A 24670-nucleotide genomic window follows, 5' to 3' on the forward strand; every position below is an offset into this window, starting at 1 on the left:
GCAAATGAGCGGTCTGATCCTCGAAGAATCGCCGACCACAGGCGATGAAATCATCACCAATTACACTATCAACTTCGGCCCTCAGCACCCCGCCGCCCATGGCGTGTTGCGCATGGTCACCGAGCTGGACGGTGAAATTGTCACGCGTATCGATCCGCACATCGGCCTGCTGCATCGCGGCACCGAGAAGCTGATCGAATACAAGACCTATCTGCAGGCGCTGCCCTATTTCGACCGGCTGGACTATTGTTCGCCGCTCGGCATGGAGCATTCGTACGTTCTGGCGGTGGAAAAGCTGCTGAACATCGAAGTGCCCGAGCGCGCCAAGTGGCTGCGCACGCTGTTTGCGGAGTTGACCCGCATCTGCAACCACATGCTCAACATCGGCTCGCACGTCATGGACGTGGGCGCGATGACGCCGAACCTGTGGCTGTTTGAAATCCGCGAGGATTGCCTCAACTTCTTCGAGCGCGCTTCGGGTGCCCGTATGCACTCGGCATGGTTCCGCCCCGGCGGCGTCCATCAGGATGTGCCGCAGAAGTTGATCGACGACATCAGCGTCTGGCTCGACAAGCGTATGCCCGAATTGTTCGAGGATGCGATGAGCCTGGTGTGCGACAACCGCATCTTCAAGCAGCGCAACGTCGATATCGCCACGGTCAGCAAGGAAGACGCGCTGGCATGGGGCTTTTCCGGCCCGATGATCCGGGGCAGCGGCATCGCCTGGGATCTGCGCAAGTCGCAGCCCTATGACGCCTATGATCAGGTCGATTTCGAAGTGCCCGTGGGCACGCGCGGCGACTGCTATGATCGCTTCATGGTCCGTGTTGAGGAAGTGCGCCAGTCGGCCCTCATCATCAAGCAGTGCATCGCCAAGATGCCTGCCGGCCCGGTGCTGAGCAGCGACCGCAAGGTGGCTCCGCCCAAGCGCGCCGAGATGAAGCAGGACATGGAAAGCCTGATCCATCACTTCAAGCTCTACACCGAAGGCTTCCACGTTCCGGCGGGCGAAGTCTATGTAGCGACCGAAAGCCCCAAGGGCGAATTCGGCGTCTATCTGGTGTCGGACGGCTCGAACAAGCCCTATCGCTGCAAGATCCGCCCGACGGCGTTCTCGCACCTTCAGGCGATGGACTTCATGACCAAAGGCCACATGCTGCCCGATATCACCGCCATCCTTGGCGCGATGGATATCGTGTTCGGGGAGTGCGACCGGTGAGCCATCTCGCAACCGCCGAGGCGATGATTGCCGCCTATAACGCGCAGGATGCCGACCTTTACGTCTCCTATATGACCGATGATGCCTGCGAAGCGGGTTATCGCGGGGCTGTGGTGCGTGAAGGCAAAGAAGGCACCCGCACGGGTCTGGCCGCCGCTTTTGCCAAGTGGCCGCACAACCATGCCGAGATCCGCGAAAAGCAGGCCATCGGCAATTATGTGCTGTTCCGCGAATATGTCACGCGCGGCCCGGCCAGCGATGGTTCGGAACTGGTTGAGCCGTTCGAAGTCATCGCCGTCTATTCGTTCGAGGGCGACAAATGCTCTCGCGTGGAGTTCATCCGCTAATGGCTGATCGTCATATCTATCCCGATAGCCCCGAGCTGCGCGCGCGTTGGGGCAATTTCGCGTGGACCGAGGCCAATGCGGCCAAGGCTAAGGAAATCGTCGCGCGTTACCCCGAGGGGCGTCAGCGTTCTGCTTCGATGCCTCTGCTCGATCTGGCCCAGCGTCAGGTGGGCGCGGAAACGAACACGCAGGGCTGGCTGCCGATCCCGGTGATGGAATATGTCGCGAATTATCTCGACATGCCGATCATCCGCGTGGTCGAGGTCGCCACCTTCTATACCATGTATAATCTGGTTCCGGTCGGAAAGTTCCATGTGCAGGTCTGCGGCACTACGCCCTGCATGCTGCGTGGCTCGGACGATCTGATCTCGGTCTGCAAGGCCAAGAAGATGCCGACCGGCGGCGTCTCGGAGGATGGTCTCTGGACCTTCACCGAGGTGGAATGCATGGGCAATTGCTCGTCAGCGCCGATGGTGCAGATCAATGACGACAATTACGAAGACCTGACCGCCGATCGTTTCGAGGGCATTCTGGATGCTCTGGCGCGCGGCGAGAGCCCCAAGACGGGGACGCAGGAACCGGGTCGTCACACGGTTGAACCGGCCGGTGCGCTCTCGAACCTGCACGCGATGGTGGGCGAAAATCACGATTATCGGGGGGAGTGGTAAGTCATGGCCCTTCAGGACAAGGATCGTATCTTCACCAACCTCTACGGCTATCAGCCGTGGAATCTGGCAGCGGCGCGCGCTCGCGGCGATTGGGACAACACCAAGGCGCTGATGGAGCGCGGCCGCGACGCGATCATTCAGGAAATCAAGGATTCGGGCCTTCGCGGTCGTGGCGGTGCGGGTTTCCCCACAGGCATGAAATGGAGCTTCATGCCCAAGGAAAGCAAGGACGGTCGTCCCAGCTTCCTGGTCATCAATGCCGACGAATCCGAACCGGGTTCGTGCAAAGACCGCGAAATCATCCGCCACGATCCGCATAAGCTGATCGAAGGCGCGCTGGTTGCCGGTTTTGCGATGGGGGCCCGTGCGGCCTACATCTATATTCGCGGCGAATATATCCGCGAAGCCGAAACGCTGTTTGCCGCTGTTGCCGAGGCTTATGACGCCGGTCTGGTGGGCAAGAACGCCAGCGGTTCGGGCTATGATTTCGACGTCTTCGTCCACCGCGGCGCTGGCGCTTATATCTGCGGCGAAGAAACCGCGATGATCGAGAGCATCGAAGGTAAGAAGGGCCAGCCCCGCCTCAAGCCTCCGTTCCCTGCCGGTGCCGGTCTTTATGGCTGCCCGACCACGGTGAACAATGTCGAATCGATTGCCGTGGCCCCCACCATCCTGCGTCGCGGCGCGAGCTGGTTCGCTTCGTTCGGGCGTGAGAACAATAAGGGCACCAAGCTCTTCCAGATCTCGGGCCATGTGAACAAGCCCTGCGTGGTCGAAGAAGAAATGTCGATCCCGTTCAGCGAACTGATCGAGAAGCATTGCGGCGGCATTCGCGGCGGCAAGGACAATCTGCTGGCGGTGATCCCCGGCGGTTCGTCGGTCCCGCTGGTGCCTGCCGAACAGATCTGGGACGCGCCGATGGACTTTGACGGTCTGCGTGCGGTCGGCTCGGGTCTGGGCACGGCGGCGGTGATTGTCATGGACAAGTCGACCGACATCGTGCGCGCGATCAGCCGCCTTTCGTACTTCTACAAGCACGAAAGCTGCGGCCAATGCACGCCCTGCCGCGAAGGCACCGGCTGGATGTGGCGCGTGATGGAGCGTCTGCGCAAGGGCGATGCCGATGTGCAGGAAATCGACATGCTCTGGAACGTCACCAAGCAGGTTGAAGGTCACACGATCTGCGCGCTGGGTGATGCGGCGGCATGGCCGATTCAGGGCCTGATCCGTCATTTCCGCCCCGAAATTGAGCGTCGCATTGCCGAAAAGGGCGGTGCGCTGCGGGAGGCCGCTGAGTAATGCCTAAGGTCAAAGTTGACGGCGTGGAACTTGAGGTGCCTGCCGGTGCCACTGTTCTGCAAGCCTGCGAGATGGCGGGGAAGGAAATTCCGCGCTTCTGTTATCACGAGCGTCTGAGCATTGCAGGCAATTGCCGCATGTGCCTAGTCGAGGTGAAGCCTGGGCCGCCCAAGCCGCAGGCTTCCTGCGCGCTTCCGGCCGCCGAAGGTCAGGAAATCCGCACCGACAGCGAGATGGTCAAGAAGGCGCGTGAAGGGGTGATGGAGTTTCTCCTCATCAACCACCCGCTCGACTGCCCGATCTGCGATCAGGGCGGCGAATGCGACCTTCAGGACCAAAGCGTGGCCTATGGCCGCGGTTCTTCGCGTTATCACGAGCATAAGCGCGCGGTGACCGAGAAGTACATGGGTCCGCTGATCAAGACGGTGATGACGCGTTGCATCCAGTGCACGCGCTGCGTCCGTTTCAGCGAGGAAATCGCGGGTGTGGATGAGATCGGCGCGCTGTATCGCGGCGAAAACATGCAGATCAGCACCTATCTGGAAAAGGCCTCGACGCACGAGCTGTCGGCCAATGTCATCGATCTGTGCCCGGTTGGCGCGCTGACCTCGCGTCCTTACGCGTTTGAAGCTCGTCCGTGGGAATTGAAGAAGACGATCTCGATCGACGTTTCGGACGCCATCGGCTCGAACATCCGCGTCGATGCGCGCGGCCGCGAAGCCATGCGTATCCTGCCGCGCGTCAATGATGACGTGAACGAGGAATGGCTGTCCGACAAGGGCCGCTATATGGTCGATGGCCTGTCCAAGCGCCGTCTCGACCGCCCGTTCATCCGTCTCGACGGCAAGCTCAAGGCTGTGTCGTGGGACGAAGCGCTTGCCGCTGTCGCCAAGATCGCGCCGGGCAATTCGATTGCGGCGGTGGCCGGCGATCTCGTCGACGTTGAAACCATGTATGCCGCCAAGAAGCTGCTGTCGGGCCTCGGCTCGTCGGTGCTCGAAGGGCGTCAGACGGGTCTGGCCTATGACACAGCCAATCTGGCGGCGGTCAATTTCAATTCGGGCCTTGCCGGGATTGAAAGCGCCGATGCGATCCTGATCGTGGGCAGCCATGTCCGCTGGGAAGCGGCTGTGCTCAACGCTCGCCTGCGCAAGGCGGTCAAGCATGGCGCCAAGGTGTTCATCATCGGCCCCGAATGGGCAACGACCTATCCGGCCGAATTCCTGGGTTCGGATGCCTCGGTTCTGAACAACCTTCCCGCGCATGTCTGGTCGGCTTTGCAGGGTGCCAAGCGTCCCGCGCTGATCATCGGTGGGGCAGGGCTGGCCAAGGGCGCGCTCGAAGCCGGTCTGGCGATCAGCGAACAGCTTGGGTTCGTGCGCACGCTGGAAGATGGCTCGGTATGGAACGGATTCAACGTTCTGCACATGGCTGCTTCGCGCATGGGCGGGCTGGTGCTGGGCTATGCTCAAAAGGGCGGTATCAGTGATGTCGCCGCCGCCAAGCCCAAGCTGCTGCTTTCGCTGGGCGCGGATGAGGTGGATTACACTAAGTTCGCCGACAGCATGATCGTCTATGTCGGCCATCATGGCGACAAGGGCGCGCATGCCGCCGACGTGATCCTGCCCGCTTCGGCCTTCACCGAAAAGGTCGGCATTTACGTCAACACCGAAGGTCGCGTGCAGTTCGCCGAAAAGGCTGTGTTTGCGCCCGGTGATGCGCGTGAAGACTGGGCGATCCTGCGTGCCATTGCGCAGGTGCTGAACGTGAACGTCGGCTTTGACAGCTTTGACGAACTGCGCAGCGCGCTGTTTGCTGAATATCCGGCGCTGCTGGTTGATGGTGGTTTGATCGATTTCGGTCCGCTGCCCACCGGTGTTTCGGGTTCGGCTGCTGGCGAAATCGCCTATCCGATCAAGGATTTCTATCTGACGAACCCGATTGCACGGGCGAGTGAAACGCTTGCCAAGTGCTCGGCAGAATTGCTGCACGGGTCGCAACCCCAAGCGGAGGCTGCGGAATGACCGCCTTCTTCCAATCGCTTGGCCTGCCGTTCGAAGCGGCATGGCTGATTTCCACCATTGCGGGGATCTTGCTGATCGCGCTGCCGCTGATGCTCAGCGTCGCGATGATCATCTATGTCGACCGCAAGATCTGGGCGGCCATGGCGCTGCGTCGCGGCCCGAACGTTGTCGGCCCGCTGGGCCTGCTTCAGTCGTTTGCCGACGGTCTGAAGGTTTTCCTTCAGGAAACCATCGTTCCGACCGCCGCCAACAAGGGCATCTTCCTGATCGGCCCGGTGGTGACCTTCACGGTCACGCTGCTGGCCTGGGCGGTGATCCCGTTCAACTCGGGCGCGATCCTGGCCGACATTAACGTGGGCCTGCTCTATGTTCTGGCGATTTCGTCGCTGGGCGTTTACGGCACGATCATGGCCGGTTGGGCATCGAACTCGAAATATCCGTTTTTCAGTGCGATGCGCGCCTCTGCTCAGATGATTTCTTATGAAGTCTCGATCGGCTTCATCCTCATCTGTGTGGTGCTGTGGGCTGGCTCGTTCAATCTGGGCACGATCGTTTCGGCGCAGAAGGGCCATGTGTTCGGCATTCTGAACGGCTTTGGTTTCAATCCGCTGCTGTTCCCGATGTGGGTGCTGTTCCTGATCTCGGGCATGGCCGAAACCCAGCGCGCTCCGTTTGACCTTTGCGAAGCGGAAAGCGAACTGGTTGCCGGTTATCAGACCGAATATTCCTCGATGGCCTTTGCGCTGTTCTGGCTCGGCGAATACGGCAACGTGCTCCTGATGTGCGCGCTTAATGCCACGCTGTTCTGGGGCGGTTATCTGCCGCCGCTGGATATTCCGGTGCTTTATGCCGTGCCGGGCGTGATCTGGCTGCTGCTCAAGATCTTCTTCTTCTTCTTTGTGTTCAGCTGGGTGAAGGCCACCGTGCCGCGCTATCGTTATGACCAGCTGATGCGTCTGGGCTGGAAAATCTTCCTGCCGCTCTCGCTGCTGTTCGTTTTCCTCGTCAGCGGTTACCTCATGGCTACGGGACATTTTGCATGAGCGTCGCCCATCTCATCAAGAGTTTCACCCTCTGGGAGTTCGTGAAGGCTCACGCCCTGACCTTGAAGTATTTCTTCAAGGAAAAGGCGACCATCAACTATCCCTATGAGAAGAACCCGCTTTCGCCCCGTTTCCGTGGTGAACATGCGCTGCGCCGCTATCCCAATGGGGAAGAGCGCTGCATCGCTTGTAAATTGTGCGAGGCGATCTGTCCCGCACAGGCCATCACTATCGAGGCCGAACCGCGCGAAGACGGCAGCCGCCGCACGACGCGCTACGATATTGACATGACCAAGTGCATCTTCTGCGGCTTTTGTCAGGAAGCATGTCCGGTCGACGCCGTCGTCGAAGGGCCGAATTTCGAATACGCGACCGAAACGCGTGCCGAACTGCTCTATGACAAGAACAAGCTGTTGGCGAACGGGGACAAGTGGGAGCGGGCGATTGCCGCGAACCTTGAAGCCGACGCGCCCTACCGTTAAGGCGCGGGCCGGAGACAAGAGATGATCCAAACGCTTGCCTTTTATCTGTTCGCCGCGCTGGTGATTGCCTCGGCCGTGATGACCATCACGGCGCGCAATCCGGTGCATTCCGTGCTTTGGCTGATCCTGGCATTTTTCAACGCTGCGGGTCTGATGATCCTGATCGGCGCCGAATTCATCGCGATGCTTCTTGTCATCGTCTATGTCGGCGCGGTGGCGGTGCTGTTCCTCTTTGTGGTGATGATGCTCGACATCGACTTTGCCACGCTGCGGGCCGGTTTTGTGAAGAACTTTCCGCTGGGTCTGGCGATTGCGGGCATCCTGCTGGCCGAACTTCTGTTTGGTCTTGGCGCTCATTCGGCCGGTGGCCTTGTGCTGGGCACGCCCGATGCGGCGACGGCTCCTGCGGCCAATGTGCCCAATATTCAGGCGATCGGTGCGGTGCTTTACGGGCACTACCTGTTCCTGTTCGAAGCGGCTGGTGTTGTGCTGCTGGTAGCCATGATCGGCGCCATCGTGCTGACCCATCGCCAGCGTAATGACGTGCGTCCGCAGAATATCTCCGAACAGGTCAAGCGCCGTCCGGAAGATGCCACCATCAACACCCGTCCCGAAGTGGGCGGCGGCGTGAAGCTGTAAGGGGGCGGCCATGATCGGTATCGAACATTATATCGTTGTCAGCTCGATCCTCTTCGGGCTGGGCGTGCTGGGCATCGTGCTCAACCGCAAGAACATCATCATCGTGTTGATGGCCATCGAGCTTATTCTGCTCTCGGTGAACATCAACCTCGTGGCCTTCAGCGCCTTCCTGCATGACCTGGCCGGTCAGATCTTCGCGATGTTCGTGTTGACGGTGGCCGCGGGTGAAGCAGCCGTGGGCCTGGCCATCCTCGTGATCTACTTCCGCAGCCGCGGCACGATCGCGGTGGACGACGCCAACCGGATGAAGGGGTAAGACCTGTGCATTCGATCCTCTTCATTGTTTTCCTGCCGTTGCTGGCCTCGGTTATCGCCGGGCTTGGCAACAAGGCGCTGGGCAAGTTCCCGGCCAAGGTGGTGACGACAGGCGGGCTTTTCGCAGCCTGCGCTCTGTCGTGGCCGATCTTCATCGGCTTCCTGACGGGTAATGCCGAAGCCACCGTCGTTCCTGTGCTCAAGTGGGTGCAGTCGGGCGATCTCAGCTTTGACTGGGAATTGCGCGTCGACACGCTGACGGCGGTGATGCTGGTGGTGATCACCAGCGTATCGGCGCTGGTCCACCTCTATAGCTGGGGTTATATGGACGAGGAGCCGGATCAGCCGCGCTTCTTCGCCTATCTCTCGCTCTTCACCTTCGCCATGCTCATGCTGGTGACCGCGAACAATCTGGTTCAGATGTTCTTCGGCTGGGAAGGCGTGGGTCTGGCTTCGTACCTGCTGATTGGCTTCTGGTTTCGCAAGCCTTCTGCCGGCGCGGCCGCGATCAAGGCTTTCGTGGTCAACCGCGTGGGCGACCTTGGCTTCATGCTGGGCATTTTCGGCGTGTTTCTGGTGTTCGGCACGGTTTCGATCCCCGAAATTCTCGCCAATGTTCCCAACCATGCGGGCAGCACGATCGGCTTCCTCGGCCACCGCTTTGATACGCTGACGATCCTCTCGATCCTGCTGTTCATCGGCGCGATGGGTAAGTCGGCGCAGCTTGGCCTCCACACCTGGCTCCCCGACGCGATGGAAGGCCCGACGCCTGTGTCGGCGCTGATCCACGCGGCCACGATGGTGACCGCAGGCGTGTTCATGACCTGCCGCCTTTCGCCGCTGTTCGCGGCCAGCCCCGATGCGATGACTTTCGTCACCATCGTTGGCGCGGCCACCTGCTTCTTTGCCGCCACGATCGGCACGACGCAGTGGGATATCAAGCGTGTGATCGCTTATTCGACCTGTTCGCAGCTGGGCTATATGTTCTTTGCGGCTGGTTCGGGCGCTTTCGGCGCGGCCATGTTCCACCTGTTCACGCACGCTTTCTTCAAAGCGCTGTTGTTCCTTGGCGCTGGCTCGGTGATCCATGCGATGCATCACGAGCAGGACATGCGCTATTACGGCGCGCTGCGTAAGAAGATCCCGCTCACCTATTGGGCGATGATGGCCGGCACGCTGGCGATCACCGGGGTGGGTATCGTCGACGTGTTCGGTTTCGCAGGCTTCTATTCGAAGGACTCGATCCTCGAAGCCGCCTATGGCACCGGCACGGGCGTTGGCCACTTTGCCTTCTTCATGGGCATCACCGCCGCTTTGCTGACCTCGTTCTACTCGTGGCGTCTGGTGTTCCTGACCTTCTTCGGCAAGGCCCGCTGGTCGCAGTCGGAGCATATCCAGCACGCCGTTCATGACGATCACGGCCATGGCCATGATCACGCGCATGACCATCATCACGGTCACGCCCATGATGACGACGGCACCGCCGGCTATCATCCGCATGAAAGCCCGCTGGTCATGCTGCTCCCGCTCATCATCCTGAGCATGGGCGCGATCTTTGCCGGTTTCGTCTTCAACCATGCCTTCATCTCCGAAGGCGAGGGCGAGTTCTGGAAGGGCAGCCTCGTGTTCTCCGAACATCTCATCCACCACATGCACGAAGTGCCGGTGTGGGTGAAATGGGCTCCGTTCGGCGTGATGGTCACCGGCCTGCTGGGCGCAATCTACGCTTACATCATCAATCCCGGCTTCCCGGCGGCCTTTGTCCGCGCGATCAAGCCGATCCACACTTTCGTTTACAACAAGTGGTTCTTTGACGAGCTCTACAACTTCCTGTTCGTCCGTCCTGCCTTCGCGCTGGGTCGGTTGTTCTGGAAGGTGGGCGACGTTGGCTTCATCGACCGCTTTGGCCCCAATGGTGCGGCCTGGGTTGTGGTTCAGGGCACGGGTCTGGCTCGTCGTCTCCAATCTGGTCTGCTCACCAGCTATGCGCTGTGGATGCTGATCGGCCTGGTGGCTGCGGTCAGCTGGGTTCTCACTCGATAAAGGCGGGCAGCGAAAAGGTTTTATGGCAATGACCGGTTTTCCCATCCTTTCGCTGATGCTGGCGGTGCCAGCGGTTGCGGCTGTGGCGGCTTTGTTCGCCTCAGCCGGGGCCGCGCGCACCATCGCGTTGGTGGCGACGTTGATCGACCTGGCGCTGGGCCTCGATCTCTGGGCCAATTACCAGATCGGCGGGCCCCAGTGGCAATTCGTCGAACACGCCCAATTGTTCAGCGGTTTCAGCTGGGCGCTTGGCATTGACGGCATCGCACTTGTGCTGATCGTCCTGTCCGTCTTTCTGATGCCGATCTGTATCGGCGCCAGCTGGGATGCGATCGAGAAGCGTGTGCCTGAATATATGGCCGCGTTCCTGTTCATGGAAACGCTGATGATCGGCGTTTTCGCGGCGCAGGATCTCTTCCTGTTCTACATTCTGTTCGAGGCAGGCCTGATCCCGATGTATCTGATCATCGGTATCTGGGGCGGCGCGGATCGTATCTACGCCAGCTACAAGTTCTTCCTCTATACGCTGCTTGGCTCGGTGCTGATGCTGATCGCCATGCTGTGGATCGTGAACCTGACGGGTACGACCTCGATCCCCGTGCTGATGGAATATAACTTCCCGGTGCAGGCGCAGTATTTGCTGTGGCTGGCCTTCTTCGCCTCGTTTGCGGTGAAGATGCCGATGTGGCCGGTGCATACCTGGCTTCCCGACGCGCACGTTCAGGCGCCGACCGCTGGTTCGGTCATTCTGGCGGGCGTGCTGCTCAAGATGGGCGGCTATGGTTTCATCCGCTTCAGCCTGCCCTTCTTCCCCGAAGCCAGCGCCTATTTCGCGCCGCTGGTGTGGGGCCTCTCGATTGTCGCGGTGGTTTACACCTCGCTGGTGGCGCTGGTTCAGTCGGACATGAAGAAGCTGATCGCCTATTCGTCGGTGGCGCATATGGCCATCGTGACGCTGGGCCTGTTCGCGTTCAACCGTCAGGGCCTTGAAGGTTCGATGGTGGTGATGCTGGCCCACGGTCTGGTGTCGGGCGCGCTCTTCCTTTGCGTTGGCGTCATCTATGACCGCCTGCACACCCGCGAAATCAGCCGTTACGGCGGTCTTGCGATCAACATGCCCTATTATGCTCTGTTCTTCATGTTCTTCACCATGGCTTCGGTGGGTCTGCCCGCTACGGCCAACTTCGTGGGTGAATTCCTGTCGCTTCAGGGCATCTACAAGGCGTCGAGCTGGACCGCGCTGATTGCGGGCACGGGCATCATTCTGGGTGCGGCCTATATGCTGTATCTCTATCGCCGGGTTGCCTTTGGCGAGCAGAAGAATGCCGATGCCGCCGCCATGCCTGACCTGACCGTTCGCGAATATCTGCTGCTGACGCCGCTGGTGATCGCAACACTTTGGATGGGCATCTATCCCGAAAGCTTCATCGCGCCGATCCGTGCCGATATCGCCCATCTCGACGCCCGCCTTGCGGCGGCCCGTCCGGCAGGCGATGCGCAGGTGACGCCGGGCCACCCTGTGGCCGAGACTCATGAAAGCGCCGAGCATAACGGCGAAGGGAGTGAAAAGTAATGAACTGGGCATCTTCCCTTCGCCTGGTGGCCGCTGAGGAATTCCTCAGCGTCTCCGGGCTGGTGCTCCTGCTGGTTTGCGCGTGGGCGGGTGATAAATCCGCCCGCCTGGTGACCTGGTTGGCGGTCGCGGCTCTGGCCGTGGCGGGCGTGCTGGTAGCGCCTGCGCTGTGCGGCGGCGTTTTCGGCGCCGAGGCTTCTGCCTTTTATGGCCAGTATGCAGCGGACAGCTTCTCTTCCTTTGCCAAGCTGCTGATCTATGGCGCGGCGGGCGCATCGCTGCTGGTGGCGCCCGGCTTCTTTGAACGTCAGGGCGGCTATCGGGCGGAATATCCGGTGCTGGCGTTGTTCGCTGCGCTGGGCATGGGTCTGATGGTGTCGGCCACCGACATGCTCACGCTCTATGTCGGGCTCGAAATGAACTCGCTGGCGGCCTATGTGTTGGCGGCCATGTCGCGCTCGGACGATCGTTCGCCTGAAGCGGGTCTGAAGTATTTCGTGCTGGGTTCGCTGGCCTCGGGCATTCTGCTTTTCGGCATCAGCCTCACCTATGGCTTTGCCGGCAGCACGAGCTTTGACGCCATCCACACCGCGCTGGTGGGCAAGATGTCGACCGGCTCGTTGTTTGGTCTGGTGTTCATCCTTGTCGGCCTGTCCTTCAAGATCAGCGCCGTGCCGTTCCATATGTGGACGCCTGACGTTTATGAAGGCGCGCCGACCCCGGTGACCACCTTCTTCGCCACCGCGCCCAAGGTTGCCGCTCTGGCGCTGACCATGCGTGTGACGCTGTTTGCTTTTGGCATGCAGGCGCAGGCATGGCAGCAGATCGTTGTCGCCATTTCGCTGCTCTCGATTGTCGTGGGCGCGCTGGGCGCCATCGGCCAAGGCAATATCAAGCGCCTGATGGCTTATTCTTCGATCAACAACGTCGGCTTCATGCTGATCGGTCTGGCTGCTGCCACGCCGGGCGGCGCGGCTTCGATGCTGGTTTACCTGTCTATCTATGTCGTGATGTCGATTGGTGGTTTCGTGGCGATCCTGTCGCTGCGCGACGCCGAAGGCAATTCGGTGGAAAAGATCGCCGATCTTGCGGGTCTTTCGCGCAGCAAGCCGGGTCTGGCCTTCGTGTTGGCGATGGTGATGTTCAGCCTGGCCGGCATTCCGCCGCTCTTCGGCTTCTGGGGCAAGTTCGTGGTGTTCCAGTCGGCGGTCGCCGCCGGTCTGGTTCCGCTCGCCACGGTGGGCATCGCCGCTTCGGTGATCGGTGCTTTCTACTACCTCAAGGTGGTCAAGGTGCTGTATTTCGACGAACCGGCTGACAAGGTTGTGGGTTCGATGGACGGCGTTCATGCGGTTCTGCTCTATGGCAGCGCCATCGTGATCTCGCCCATCGGCTATCTGTTCACCGGTTGGCTGGGCGGTCTGGCTCAGTCGGCGGCGGCGGCGCTGTTCCACGCGGCCTGAGAACCTGTGCTTTGATGGAAATCATCGGCCTGACCGGCTCGACCAATGCAGACCTTGCGCAAAGGCTGATATCGGGCGAGCCGGTTGCTGAAGGACATTGGCTGATCGCCGACCGCCAAAATGCAGGGCGGGGGCGGTTGGGCCGGGTCTGGAATGACGGGCTTGGCAACTTCATGGGCTCGACCGTAGTCCGTATCGATGCGCATCAACCGCCTGCTCCCAGCCTCGCGCTGGTGGCGGGCGTTGCCGTTCAGGCCTGTGTCGCCGATCTGGTGCCGCCGCCGCGCTGCGCCTTGCTGAAATGGCCCAATGATGTGCTGGTGGGGCAGGCCAAGGTGGCTGGGATCCTGCTGGAGGCGGTGGCCGGTTTTGTCATCGTTGGCATCGGGGTCAATCTGGCTGGCGCGCCGCAATTGCCCGACCGCGAGACGACGGCGCTCAGCCATTATGGCCCGGCGCCTGACCGCGATGCCTTTGCCATGAAACTGGCTGCGCGCTTTGCGCAGGAACTGGCGCATTGGCGGCAATATGGCCTTTCGGCACTGGTGTATCGCTGGCTGGCCGCGGCCCATCCCATCGGCACCCCCTTGCTGGTCCGCGAGGCCGGCGGGCAGGTCATCAGCGGCAATTTTTGCGGGCTAAGCGAGGATGGGGCCTTGCGGTTGCAGCTTTCGGGCGGCACGGTCCAAACCATTCACGCAGGCGATGTCGAACTCGCCTGATATAAAACAAGCGGAGAGAGGCGGCATGCTGCTGGCCATTGATGTGGGCAATACCAATGTCGTCTTTGCGCTCTATGATGGGCGCGAGATGAAGACGCGTTGGCGCATTGCCACCGATCCGCGCCGCACGGCCGATGAATTCGCGGTCTGGCTGCTGCAATTGATGACGATTGAGGGTTATACCCGCGATCAGATTGCCGGGATGATCGTTTCGACCGTGGTGCCGCGCGCGCTGCATAATCTTCAGGTGCTGGCCACCAAATATTTCGACACCGAATTGCTGGTCGCGGGCATGGGCAAGGCCGATTACGGCATTGATGTCGATGTGGATTCTCCCAAATCGCTGGGCGCGGACCGCGCCGTCAATGCAATTGGCGCGCATGAGAAATTTCCCGGCGATCTGATCGTCGTCGATTTCGGCACGGCCACCACGATCGATCATATCGATGGACGAGGGGCCTATAAGGGCGGGATCATCGCGCCGGGCATCAATCTTTCGCTTGACGCGCTGGTGGGCAATACGGCCAAATTGCCGCGGATCGCGATTGCAGTGCCCGAAAAACCTGGCGTGATCGGCACCAATACCGAGGATCAGATGTTGATCGGGGTCTATTGGGGCTATGTTGCGATGATCGAGGGGTTGATCGCGCGGATGCGGGCGCAGATTGCGCGGCCGGTCACGGTGATCGCCACCGGGGGGCTGGCCGTTTTGTTCGATCATCAGCCCGGATTGTTTGACGTGGTCGAACACGACCTCACTCTTAACGGCCTGGCGTTGCTCGCCGAGCGCGCTGCCACTCGATAAATTGGCATACGATAAATTGTCACACGATAATTGGAGAAGTACGATAGCGCGCAAGTCTGACAACAAGGATCCGTTCACGCCCGGCAAGGAATTGCTGTTTTGCGCGCTGGGCGGGTCGGGCGAGATTGGCATGAATGTCAATCTCTATGGCGCGCATGGCAAGTGGCTGATGGTCGATCTGGGCATGACGTTTGCCGGGAATGAATATCCGGGCAGCGAACTGGTCTTTGCCGATCTGGCCTTTATCGAGGAGCGGCGCGAGGATCTGGTCGGCATCGTGCTGACCCATGCGCATGAGGATCATATCGGCGCGGTGCCCTATTTCGCTGCCGATCTGGACGTGCCGCTTTATGCCACGCCGTTCACGGCCAAGCTGGTGGCGGCAAAACTGGCCGAGGCGGGGATCGAGCGGGACGTCGAACTGAACGTCATCGACCATTTCGACCAATTCGAACTGGGGCCTTTCGGCATCCGCTATGTGCCGCTGGCGCACTCGATTGCCGAGGGGCACGCGCTGCTGATCGATACGCCCTATGGCAGGGTGTTCCACACCGGCGACTGGAAGCTGGATGATGAGCCGATCATCGGCACGCCCGCCACGCCTGCGCAATTGACCGCGATTGGCGATGAGGGCGTGCTGGCGCTGGTGTGTGACAGCACCAATGTGTTCAACCCCGCACCTTCGGGCAGCGAGGGTGAAGTGGCCCGCGCGATGAAAGAGGAGGTCGCGCGTCATAAGGGCAAGCGCGTGCTGGTCACGACCTTTGCCAGCAATGTCGCGCGTCTGCACACGCTGGGCGAGGTGGCCAAGGCGACCAACCGGCGCCTTTGCGTCTCGGGCCGCTCGCTCGACCGGATCATTCAGGCGGCCGAGGGCTGCGGTTATTTGGGCAAATTGCCCGATATTATCGACCCGGAAACCGCGATGAGTCTGCCGCGCGGGCAGGTGCTGATCGTGGCGACCGGCGGGCAGGGTGAGCCCCGCGCCGCGCTGGCCCGGATTGCCGAGAGCAACCATCCGATCAAGCTGGATGCGGGCGATGTCGTGCTGTTCTCCAGCCGCCAGATCCCCGGCAACGAAATTGCCATCGGGCGTATCCAGAACCAATTGGCGGGCGATGGCATCACAGTCGTCACCGACCGTCAGGCCGACATCCACGTTTCCGGCCATCCGGGGCGGCCCGAGCTTGAGGCGATCTATGGCTGGCTGCGGCCACAGATCCTGATGCCCGTGCATGGCGAAATGCGCCATATGCGCGAGCAGGCCAAGGTGGGCAAAGAAAGCGGCATTCCCACACAGGTCGTGCAGAAGAACGGCGATCTGGTGCGTCTGGCGCCGGGGCGTCCGGGTAAATTTGCCGAAGTGCCCAATGGGCGCCTTGTGCTGGATGGCGATATTATTGCGCCCGCTGATGGCGAGGCGGTGGCCATGCGTCGTCGTTTGGCGTGGCATGGCGTGTTGATGGTGGCGGTGTCGGGTCGGGCCAAGCATCACGAATATGCCGCGCAGGTGGCGGGCCTCGGTCTGCCGCTGGTCGAGGATTACGACGCCTTTGTGACCGAGGCGCAGAATGATGTGATTGAGGCGCTGGGCAAGCTGCGCGGGCCTGATAAGCGCAACGAAAGCGCGATGGCCGAGGCGGCGCGTCTGGCGGCGCGACGGGCCGCAGGGCGCTGGTGCGGCAAGAAGCCGCAGGTCAAGGTGATGATGATGGTGGAGGGGCTGGATCGGTGAAACCGGCCTCCATCCTTGCCATCTATCTGCTTTTTTGGGTCATTTCGGCATTTCTGGTGCTGCCCTTCGGCATCCGCACGCCCGATGAGACAGGCGAGGAGCTGGTCAAGGGACAGGCCACCAGCGCGCCGGGCAATTTCCGCCCCGGCCGCGTGGCGGTCCGCGCAACGGTGGTTTCGGCCATCCTGTTCGCGCTGTTTTACGCCAATTATGTCTATGATTGGGTGCGGATCGAGGATCTCGCACCCTTTCACATGCCCGCTTCGCTGGCGCAGGACAATTAAGCCCTCAGGCGTTCGATCGCCTGCGCCAGCGCGACATAGAGCTTGCCCATATCCGAGGACAGCAACGTCACCGAGATCGCATGACCATCGCGCGTCGAGAGCAGATGGCGCAGCATCGCCTCGAAATCATGGATATAGCGGTTCACATGGGCCTGAAACGCGCCATCGCTTTCATACAGGCTAAGCACATGGCGCGCATCGCCCGTATCGAGCAGGCGTACCGCGCGGCGGGTGAAAATGCCCCGGTCGCCGCGCAGATAGGCCGCCCATGCGGTGTCGGCCACTTCGCTGTCCAGCGCGCGGGTGATGTCCACGGCCTTGGATTGCAGCGTGTCGGTGATGATCGCCATCCGGCGTGAGAAATCGCCGTCCATGCGATCCTCGGCCTTGTCGCGCGCCTCGGCCACGCGGGTTTCGAGATGGTCGATCACGCTTTCCACCTCGCGCAGCTGATCGCGCAATTGATGCGCGGCTTCGCGGCTGATGCCCAATGCATGGGCGGCGGCCTGCTCCAACTGCCCGCTGATCTCGCCAGCCTTGAGGCGCATCGCGCGTTCCAGCGCCGCTCCGCTCTCGCTCGACAATTGATCGACCAGCGCGGTGACGCGTGCCGCGCCATCGCTCTCGATCAGGGCGAGGGTTTGCATTACGCTGCCGCCCAATTGGCGGATCGCTTCGCCCAATTCGCCCTGCGCGTCGCTGGCGATGCGCTGCGCCTCGCTTTCCACCTGCGCCAGATGATCGCGCAGCAGGCCCACGGCCGTATCCTGCGCGCTCAGCGCATGGCCGACGCCCAAGGCCACGCCTTGCGCCTGGTCCATCCGCTGGGCCAGCATCTCGCCCTGCGCCCCCGCTTCGACCACGATGCTGCGCAAAGCGTGAAGCCGCGTTTCAAACCCGGCCAGTTGCTCCTCGCTCTGCGCCAGCGCGGGGGGCAGCGTTTCCCGGCTGTGATGCGCCGAAGACTGGATCAATTCGAGCAGGCGAACACTCGATTCGGTCAGCTTTTCAAGGCTCCTGTCGGTCTCGCCCAGACGGCGCTCCAGCCCCTCGAGCCGCTGCTCCATCGCGCCCGATACTGCCGCATCGGCCGCCGCAATAGCCTCCAGCCGCGCTTCAGCCTGCGCAAGACGCAGGCTGGTCGCCTCGCTCATCACGCCCAGCTTGCCCGCGCGCTCGATGGCGGCATCGTGGCGCTGGGCCAATTCGCGGTCGATGCGTGACAGGTCATTGGTCAGGCGTGCCGTTGCCGCCTGCCAGTCGCCCAGCGCCACGGCCTCATTCTCGCGCAGCGAACGGCCAATCGTCGCCGCCTCGTCACGCAGAGCCGACAGGCGCGCGCGCAGCGAAGTCAGCGCCTCGGCCTCATGGGAATCGAGCTGGGCGCGGGTAGCCGCGATTTCGTCGCCCATCGCCGCCGCCCGCAGATGCAGCGCTTCGCGCGCCTCGGCCTCATGCCGCTCCAGATCCAGCGCAAAGCCGGTCGAGCGGGCCTCCAGCGCTTCGAAACGCCCGGTGATCACCGCATCCAACTGCTGCGTCCGGCTCTCCAGCGCGCTCAGACCGCTCTCGATCCGCTCGCGCAGGGCAATGACCTGCTGTTCGCTCGACTGGCCAAAATCCTGCAAACGTTCCAGACCTTTGACCATGTCCTGAAGATGGGCATGGGCGATTCGGCCCGCATTGCCGATGTTGCTGGTGACATCCTTGGCCGCATTGGTGATGACGGGCAGATGGACGCGCAACTGTTCCATATTGGCCAGCGCGGCGGCGCTGACCGTGCCGATCATATCGACCTGCGCGCCGTTGTCGCGCACCAGTGAATCGATCCGCCCGGCGCTTTGGCCGATGCGATCGACGGCGGTGCGCCCCAGCGCATCCAGTTCGCGCGTCTGTGCGGCCAGAAATTCGCGGGCCAGACTCAATTCGCGGTTCAGCGAGGTCAGCCGATGCTCCAGCGCCTGCGATTCGCGGCGCAGCAGCGCGGCGGCATCGCCAAAACGCCCGGCCTCGCGGCGGCTCGACCTCTGCACGATCAGATAGACCAGCGCGATCAGCAACACCGGCGGCGACCATTGCAGCGCCAGCGCGCTCCACGCCTCAGGCGCGCGCGCCGCAGCTATCGCTCCGGCGCGGCCGGCACCGAACAGCGCACTCCATCCCAACACCAAAACCAGCGCCACCACGGGCGACAGCCATTCGGGCATTCGGCGCGGCGCAGGCCCGGCTTCATCCCAGCCGGCCTCTTCCTCGCCCCCGGTCAGCGCGTCTAAGGGTATGCCCTTATTTACTTCTTCCTCGGAAGATAGCTGGGCCTCGATGCTGTAAATGGGTGTTCCGCTCGCCATCCTTCCTTGATAGCGCACAAGCCGCGTTTGGGGAAACACTGCTTTAACTTCTGCGGTGTAGTGTGTGAGACATGGCTTATGAAGCAGGTGCCCTTGACGCGACCCTCGCCGCCGCCGCTGGCGACGATCCGGTATTGATGCGCGAACTGCGCGCGAGCTTTCATGAAAGCCTCGCGCGGCAGATCGACCTGCTGCGCCGCGCGCGCTGTGATGGCAATTGGGAGGTTGCCGCAATGCGCCTCAAGGGCCTTGCCGCCAGTTTTCAGGTGTGGCCGCTGATTGCTCTGGCAGAGCAGGCACTGGATGGCGCACCGGGCGATCCGGTCGTCCTGCGCCAGTTGCAGGCGTTTCTGGATGAATTTCCGCTGGGTTGACCCTTCCGGCTTCATCCCGCCTATAGCGGCTTGGCATAATCGTTGGCCTTGATTACAACTCGCCCGGTTCGGCCAGATTGGCATTTCCGGAGAAGGTCTTGCGCGTTGCGCTTTTATCCCTGATTGCGCCCGTCACCGGCGATAGTGGCGGGGCAGGCGGCGCCCTCGGCGGCGCGTCTCCCATTTCGCCGCGCGGTCTGATGCGGCTTGGCGGGCATACGCTGGCGCGGCATCAACTGGCGATTGCGCTGGCGCTGGGATGCGACCGGGTGATCGTCGTGGCGCCGGGCGGGCTCGATGGCTTGCTGCCCTTGCAACATGCTGCCGAGAGCGCGGGCGCGCTGTTTCACCGTGTTTCGGGGGCGCATGGCGTCATGGGGCTGGTCAGCGCGCAGGACGAGGTGATTGCGCTGGGCGATGGCGTGCTGGCATGGCCCGATCTGGCGCAGGAATTGCTGGCGACCCCCACCGTGCTGGTACAGCCGGTTGAGCAGGGGGTGGCCGCCGGTTTCGAGCGGCTCGATTTCAACTATGCCTCGGCCGGGGCGATGCGTTTTCCGGGGCGTCTGGTCGAACGGCTTTCCGAATTGCCGGGTGATGTCGAACCTTTCGCCTGCCTTCAGCGAATCGCTTTGCAGGGTGGTGTGCCCCAGCGCTCGGTGCCTGATGAGGTGATCGCGCAGGGGCGGTGGAACCTGCTCCATAATGAACGCGAAATTCAGGCGGTCGAACCGGACTGGATCAGCCACCATTTGTTCGAGGACGGGCTGCTCCAACCCTCCGAATGGCTGGCTGGACAGGTTGTGCGTGTGGCCGGACCTGCTTTGCTTGAGGCCGGATCGGGCGGAACGGTGGTGGCCATGGCGGCGGGCGTGCTGGCCGCGCTGGGGCTGGTTGCGGGTGGCTTTGGCGCGCTGACGTTGGGCCTGTTGCTTGTTGCGCTGGCATGGCTGGGCTTTGCCTGCGCCTCGATGTTTGGCCGTTTTGAGCGGCGTTCGCTGCGTTTGCCCCGGCCACGCCTGGCTCCTGCGGTAACGTATCGCTGGATTGTCGATGGCGTGTTGCTGGCCCTGTTGGGGCTGGCTCATGGCGAGCGGACCTATGTCGCGGGCCTGTTTGAGCCGTTGATGCTGCTGGGCCTGATCCGCCTCGTGCCTGCTGTGGTGGCGAATCGCAAAGCGGCGTGGATGGAAGACCGGGCGCTGCTGGCGCTGGTGCTTTCGCTGCTTTCGCTCTTCGGTTTGTTGCGCAATGGGCTGGCTGTGCTGGCGGTCGCGCTGTTGCTGGGCGGCATAATTATGGCCGGGCGGCAAAATCGGCTAACGTCAACTTAACTCCCTATCCACTATGGTAGGCGCATGACCGACCGTATGTCTGAAGCTCCTGGCAGGGATTCGAGTGATTCCTCGCTGCGCCTGCAACTGGCGCGGGGCGACGCTGTGGTGGGATCGGTGGTGCCGGTTTTGCGGCATTTGCTGGTCTGCGGCGATCAGGGCCTGTTTGGCGACGATGTGCTGGCGCGGTTGCGCGCGATGCTTGACGATCTGGCGAATCAGCTTGAAGGTGCCCTGCTCGACGCGGGCGGGCGCGGCGGCGTTATCGATATGCTGATGGAACAATTGCCCGAGGTTCCGGGCCTGTTGGCGCATCTGCACGCGCTGGCGCTGGAATGGCAGATGACTCAGCGTTTGGCCGACCGGCTGGGGGTGGACCCGGTGGTTTCGCCTTTGTTACAGGCGCTTATCGCATCGAGCGAGGCGGAAACCTCGGCGCGGGGCATGAAATTGCTGGCCGCGCAGGCCCGCTTTGCCCAGAATCAGCGCCGGATGCAGTTGCCCTTGAACGAATTGCCCGCCGAATTGCTCCATGGCGTGTTGGTCGCGCTGCATGTGGCGATTGAGGAGGACGGCGAGGCCGCCGCGCGCGCCGCCGATGCGTTGCGCCAGAATTATGATGAGGCTTCCACCCGGCTTGGCCTGTTGGCTCGGCTGGTGGCGGCGATGGGGGCGGGTTCGGTTGCGGCGCTGGCGCTGGCGCATGGCGGGGTGGCGATGTTTGCCTCGGCCCTGGCGTTGGCGGGCGATGGGTCGCGCGAATCGGTGCTGCTCTCGATGCGCGATGGCCAACAGGCGCGCCTGTCGGTGGCGCTGCGCGCGGGCGGGGCCAAGCTGGGCGTGATCGAGGAAAACCTGCTGATCCTGCATCCGCAAACGATCCGCCCCGATGGTTTGGCCCGGCTGAGCGTCGAGCGCGCGGGCGAATTGCTGGTTGAGGCGGCGCAGGCCTTGGGGCGGCTTGCATGAGCGCCCCCGAGCGCATTCAGGTCGAAGCGCAAAGTGATGGCGAAGATCGGCTGCTGCGGGCGGACGAACCGCTGTCGGCGCTGCAAATCCGCTGCGGCGGGACGATTCCGGGCGCGATTGCCGTGCCCGAACTGCGCGAACTGGTCAGCAAGGCGCGCGGCTTTGGCCTGAAACTGGCGCGGCCGATTATCGCGCAGGACGGGCAGGAAACCATCCGCGCCTGGATCGAGGTAACCCCGCAAGAGGGCGGCTGCCTCATCATCCTGCGCCATTGGCAGGCCAGCAGCCTGCCGCCCGAACCGGCCGATCTGGCCAACCGCCGCCGGGTGGAAATCGACCGGGCACTGGCCGAACTGACCGCGCGGCTAGATCCGCATCAGCGTTTGATGACGGTTGATGTCTCGGCGGGCGATCTGGCGCAGGTGGCGCAGGCGATGCGCGGCGGGCTGGGGCGGCCATGGACCGATTTCGTCGAATTGCCCGGCAGCGGGCTGCGGCAACCTCTGCACTGGCGCCTGCTCGATGGCGCGACGGTGGTGGTGCCGGGATCGCAGCGTGCGTGGCGCGCGACGATCCTGCCGCAAACCGGTCCGGAGGGTGAGACGCTGGGCTTTGACCTGTGCCTGACCAGCGATCAGCCTTTGCCTGTCCCGGTGGAGCCTGAGGCGGAGGCGGACATTCCGCCCGCCAAGGCCAGTTCGGTGATCGGGCGCGAGATGGCCCCTGTTCTGCGCCAGCCTATCGCGCGGATCATCGCGAACGCGGAAACCATCCGAACCCGCCGGGCGGGGCCGTTGACCGAGGAATATGCCGGTTATGCGGGCGATATTGCGGCCGCGGGCCAGCATTTGCTGACGCTGATCGAGGATCTGTCCGATATGGAGATCATCGAGGCCGAGGGCTTTACGCCTGCGGCGGACCGCATCGATCTGGCCGATGTGGCGCGGCGGGCGGCGGGCATTCTGGGCGTGCGGGCGCGTGAAAAGAACATTACAATCCACGCGCCCGACGAAACCATGCATCTGGGCGCGGTGGGTGAATTTCGCCGGGTGCTTCAGGTGCTGCTAAATCTGGTCGGCAATGCCATTCGCTACAGCCCGGAAAACTCGGCTATCTCGGTGCTGCTGACCGCCGGCGCGGGGCGCGCGCGGATCACTATCGCGGATCAGGGGCCGGGCCTCTCGCCGCAGGACACCGCGCGCGTGTTCGACAAGTTCGAGCGGCTGGGGCGCAGCGGGGATGGTGGATCGGGGCTGGGGCTCTATATCTCGCGGCGTCTGGCGCGGGCGATGGGGGGGGAACTCAGCGTCGAGGGGCATGAGGGGCAGGGGGCGCGGTTTGTGCTGGAATTGCCGCAGGGTTAAAGGGGAAGAATGCCTCCGGCGGGCAAAGGGCGGGGGCCCTTTGCAATCCCGATAATAGGCGTGGGTTTGAGGTGTTGCGCGATAATTATGAAAGCCTGCGGCGCTGATAAAGGCGCCGCAGGCTTTCATTTTTCCAAGGCCGCGTCCGACACTCAAGGCTAAACCCCATCCGCAACGCAGGCAGTAACGGGAGTGCGAGGGGCCAGACCCTCGCATCCACCCCCTTCTCTTCACACCAAAAACGCAAACAAAAACGCGGGGGAAAGTTTCCCTTCCCCCCGCGTTCCTGAATGGCTGGTCTGAAGTGTCAGGCCTAAGGCTTAACGCTGGCCAACGGGCACGTAGTCGCGCTGCGTCGGGCCGGTGTAGAGCTGGCGCGGACGGCCGATCTTCTGGCTGGGATCTTCGATCATTTCGTTCCACTGGGCCACCCAGCCCACAGTGCGCGCCAGGGCGAAGAGCACGGTGAACATGGTGGTGGGGAAGCCGATGGCCGAAAGGATGATGCCCGAATAGAAGTCGACGTTGGGGAACAGCTTCTTTTCGACGAAGTAGGGATCGTTCAGCGCGATCTCTTCAAGGCGCAGCGCGGTTTCGAACAGCGGATCCTGCACGTTCAGGGCATCGAACACTTCGCGCACGGTCTTCTGCATCACGGTCGCGCGCGGGTCGCGGTTCTTGTACACGCGGTGGCCAAAGCCCATCAGGCGGAACGGATCGTTCTTGTCCTTGGCGCGCTCGATATAGTGCGGGATCTTGTCGGGCGTGCCGATTTCGCGCAGCATGTTAAGGCAGGCTTCGTTCGCGCCGCCGTGTGCCGGGCCCCACAGGCAGGCGATGCCGGCGGCGACGCAGGCAAACGGGTTGGCGCCCGACGAACCGGCAAGACGCACGGTCGAGGTCGAGGCGTTCTGCTCGTGGTCGGCGTGCAGGATGAAGATGCGGTCCATCGCCTTTTCGACGGCGGGCACGACTTCATATTCTTCGGCCGGAACGCCAAAGGTCATGCGCAGGAAATTACCGGCATAGGACAGCTTGTTGTCGGGATAGACGAAGGGCTGACCCACCGAATACTTGTACGCCATGGCGGCAATGGTCGGGATCTTGGCGATCAGGCGGTGGGCCGAGATGCGGCGCTGCACCGGATCGGAGATGTCCGTGCTGTCATGATAGAAGGCCGAGAGCGCGCCGACCACGCCGACCATGATGGCCATCGGGTGCGCATCGCGACGGAAGCCCTTGAAGAAGCTGGAAAGCTGTTCATGGACCATCGTGTGGCGCGTGATCGTGCGCGAGAACGTGTCCAATTCGGCGCCGCTGGGCAGTTCGCCGTTCAGCAGGAGGTAGCACACTTCCATGAAGGACGAATTTTCGGCCAGCTGACCGATGGGATAGCCGCGATGCAGCAGCACACCTTCGTCGCCGTCAATATAGGTCAGCGCGCTTTCGCACGATGCCGTCGAAGTGAAGCCGGGGTCATAGGTGAATGCGCCGGTCTGGGCATAGAGCTTGCGGATGTCGATAACATCCGGACCCACGCTACCCTTCAGGATCGGGGATTCAACTTCCTTGCCCTCGACGATGAACTTTGCCGTATCACCCACCGCAACACTCCTTGTA

22 protein-coding genes are annotated in these 24670 nt (G+C 62.3%); 20 read left to right on the forward strand and 2 right to left on the reverse strand.

All coding sequences use genetic code 11. The features are described 5' to 3' along the window. Nucleotides 1–4: 4 nt before the first annotated feature. The 16 genes from FHW96_RS03775 (at nucleotide 5) to FHW96_RS03850 (ending at nucleotide 16661) form a co-directional block, all read left to right on the forward strand. Nucleotides 5–1219 carry an NADH-quinone oxidoreductase subunit D gene (locus FHW96_RS03775; RefSeq protein WP_172339214.1) on the forward strand — a complete coding sequence of 405 codons (1215 nt, stop codon included), beginning with the start codon at nucleotides 5–7 and terminating at the stop codon, nucleotides 1217–1219. Next, complete coding sequence (locus FHW96_RS03780) at nucleotides 1216–1566, forward strand: nuclear transport factor 2 family protein (RefSeq protein WP_371815623.1); 351 nt, start codon at nucleotides 1216–1218, stop codon at nucleotides 1564–1566. Before FHW96_RS03775 ends, FHW96_RS03780 begins: the two co-directional genes overlap by 4 nt. Next, nucleotides 1566–2234: an NADH-quinone oxidoreductase subunit NuoE gene (nuoE, locus tag FHW96_RS03785; RefSeq protein WP_172339215.1), complete on the forward strand. Its 669-nt coding sequence runs from the start codon at nucleotides 1566–1568 to the stop codon at nucleotides 2232–2234. The genes FHW96_RS03780 and nuoE overlap by 1 nt, the downstream gene beginning before the upstream one ends. 3 nt (nucleotides 2235–2237) lie before the next feature. Continuing rightward, entirely contained in the window at nucleotides 2238–3533 is a 1296-nt protein-coding gene (gene nuoF, locus FHW96_RS03790) for an NADH-quinone oxidoreductase subunit NuoF (RefSeq protein WP_172339216.1), read from the forward strand. Next, nucleotides 3533–5557 carry an NADH-quinone oxidoreductase subunit NuoG gene (nuoG, locus tag FHW96_RS03795; RefSeq protein ID WP_172339217.1) on the forward strand — a complete coding sequence of 675 codons (2025 nt, stop codon included), beginning with the start codon at nucleotides 3533–3535 and terminating at the stop codon, nucleotides 5555–5557. Before nuoF ends, nuoG begins: the two co-directional genes overlap by 1 nt. Beyond that, nucleotides 5554–6600 carry an NADH-quinone oxidoreductase subunit NuoH gene (gene nuoH / locus FHW96_RS03800; RefSeq protein ID WP_172339218.1) on the forward strand — a complete coding sequence of 349 codons (1047 nt, stop codon included), beginning with the start codon at nucleotides 5554–5556 and terminating at the stop codon, nucleotides 6598–6600. The genes nuoG and nuoH overlap by 4 nt, the downstream gene beginning before the upstream one ends. Continuing rightward, complete coding sequence (nuoI, locus tag FHW96_RS03805; protein WP_172339219.1) at nucleotides 6597–7082, forward strand: NADH-quinone oxidoreductase subunit NuoI; 486 nt, start codon at nucleotides 6597–6599, stop codon at nucleotides 7080–7082. Before nuoH ends, nuoI begins: the two co-directional genes overlap by 4 nt. A gap of 21 nt (nucleotides 7083–7103) precedes the next feature. Next, nucleotides 7104–7721 (forward strand): NADH-quinone oxidoreductase subunit J, encoded by a 618-nt coding sequence (locus tag FHW96_RS03810; protein WP_168602394.1) that lies wholly within the window; start codon nucleotides 7104–7106, stop codon nucleotides 7719–7721. Nucleotides 7722–7731: 10 nt separating this feature from the next. Next, complete coding sequence (nuoK, locus tag FHW96_RS03815; protein ID WP_168602395.1) at nucleotides 7732–8037, forward strand: NADH-quinone oxidoreductase subunit NuoK; 306 nt, start codon at nucleotides 7732–7734, stop codon at nucleotides 8035–8037. A gap of 5 nt (nucleotides 8038–8042) precedes the next feature. Next, the gene (gene nuoL, locus FHW96_RS03820; RefSeq protein ID WP_172339220.1) at nucleotides 8043–10079 is read left to right on the forward strand and encodes an NADH-quinone oxidoreductase subunit L; all 2037 of its coding nucleotides are present in this window, start codon (nucleotides 8043–8045) and stop codon (nucleotides 10077–10079) included. 28 nt (nucleotides 10080–10107) lie between these two features. Beyond that, nucleotides 10108–11652: an NADH-quinone oxidoreductase subunit M gene (locus tag FHW96_RS03825; RefSeq protein WP_172339221.1), complete on the forward strand. Its 1545-nt coding sequence runs from the start codon at nucleotides 10108–10110 to the stop codon at nucleotides 11650–11652. Then, entirely contained in the window at nucleotides 11652–13115 is a 1464-nt protein-coding gene (gene nuoN, locus FHW96_RS03830; RefSeq protein WP_172339222.1) for an NADH-quinone oxidoreductase subunit NuoN, read from the forward strand. Before FHW96_RS03825 ends, nuoN begins: the two co-directional genes overlap by 1 nt. Nucleotides 13116–13129: 14 nt before the next feature. Next, complete coding sequence (locus FHW96_RS03835) at nucleotides 13130–13837, forward strand: biotin--[acetyl-CoA-carboxylase] ligase (RefSeq protein ID WP_172339223.1); 708 nt, start codon at nucleotides 13130–13132, stop codon at nucleotides 13835–13837. A gap of 25 nt (nucleotides 13838–13862) precedes the next feature. Further along, nucleotides 13863–14642 carry a type III pantothenate kinase gene (locus tag FHW96_RS03840; protein ID WP_172339224.1) on the forward strand — a complete coding sequence of 260 codons (780 nt, stop codon included), beginning with the start codon at nucleotides 13863–13865 and terminating at the stop codon, nucleotides 14640–14642. 130 nt (nucleotides 14643–14772) lie between these two features. Next, nucleotides 14773–16377, forward strand: coding sequence for a ribonuclease J (locus FHW96_RS03845; protein WP_172339347.1), 1605 nt, complete (start codon nucleotides 14773–14775; stop codon nucleotides 16375–16377). Further along, the gene (locus FHW96_RS03850; protein ID WP_172339225.1) at nucleotides 16374–16661 is read left to right on the forward strand and encodes a DUF1467 family protein; all 288 of its coding nucleotides are present in this window, start codon (nucleotides 16374–16376) and stop codon (nucleotides 16659–16661) included. Before FHW96_RS03845 ends, FHW96_RS03850 begins: the two co-directional genes overlap by 4 nt. On the opposite strand, the gene FHW96_RS03855 is transcribed toward FHW96_RS03850, so the two are convergent. Further along, entirely contained in the window at nucleotides 16658–19009 is a 2352-nt protein-coding gene (locus FHW96_RS03855; RefSeq protein WP_172339226.1) for an ATPase, read from the reverse strand. The genes FHW96_RS03850 and FHW96_RS03855 overlap by 4 nt on opposite strands. Before the next feature lie 71 nt (nucleotides 19010–19080). Here FHW96_RS03855 and FHW96_RS03860 point away from each other — a divergent pair, with 71 nt between their 5' ends. The 4 genes from FHW96_RS03860 (at nucleotide 19081) to FHW96_RS03875 (ending at nucleotide 23050) form a co-directional block, all read left to right on the forward strand. Then, on the forward strand, nucleotides 19081–19383 hold the full coding sequence (locus tag FHW96_RS03860; protein WP_172339227.1) for an Hpt domain-containing protein: 303 nt from the start codon (nucleotides 19081–19083) through the stop codon (nucleotides 19381–19383). Nucleotides 19384–19481: 98 nt separating this feature from the next. Further along, nucleotides 19482–20717, forward strand: a complete 1236-nt coding sequence (locus tag FHW96_RS03865) for a hypothetical protein (RefSeq protein ID WP_172339228.1) — start codon at nucleotides 19482–19484, stop codon at nucleotides 20715–20717. Between the two features lie 36 nt (nucleotides 20718–20753). Further along, complete coding sequence (locus FHW96_RS03870; RefSeq protein ID WP_172339229.1) at nucleotides 20754–21686, forward strand: hypothetical protein; 933 nt, start codon at nucleotides 20754–20756, stop codon at nucleotides 21684–21686. Further along, entirely contained in the window at nucleotides 21683–23050 is a 1368-nt protein-coding gene (locus FHW96_RS03875; RefSeq protein WP_172339230.1) for a sensor histidine kinase KdpD, read from the forward strand. The genes FHW96_RS03870 and FHW96_RS03875 overlap by 4 nt, the downstream gene beginning before the upstream one ends. Before the next feature lie 320 nt (nucleotides 23051–23370). Here the strand turns inward: FHW96_RS03875 and gltA are convergent, their stop codons facing one another. Next, nucleotides 23371–24654 (reverse strand): citrate synthase, encoded by a 1284-nt coding sequence (gene gltA, locus FHW96_RS03880; protein WP_172339231.1) that lies wholly within the window; start codon nucleotides 24652–24654, stop codon nucleotides 23371–23373. Nucleotides 24655–24670: the final 16 nt, after the last annotated feature.

The organism is Novosphingobium sp. SG751A, assembly GCF_013149295.1.
In the GTDB taxonomy this organism is placed as follows: Bacteria; Pseudomonadota; Alphaproteobacteria; order Sphingomonadales; family Sphingomonadaceae; genus Novosphingobium.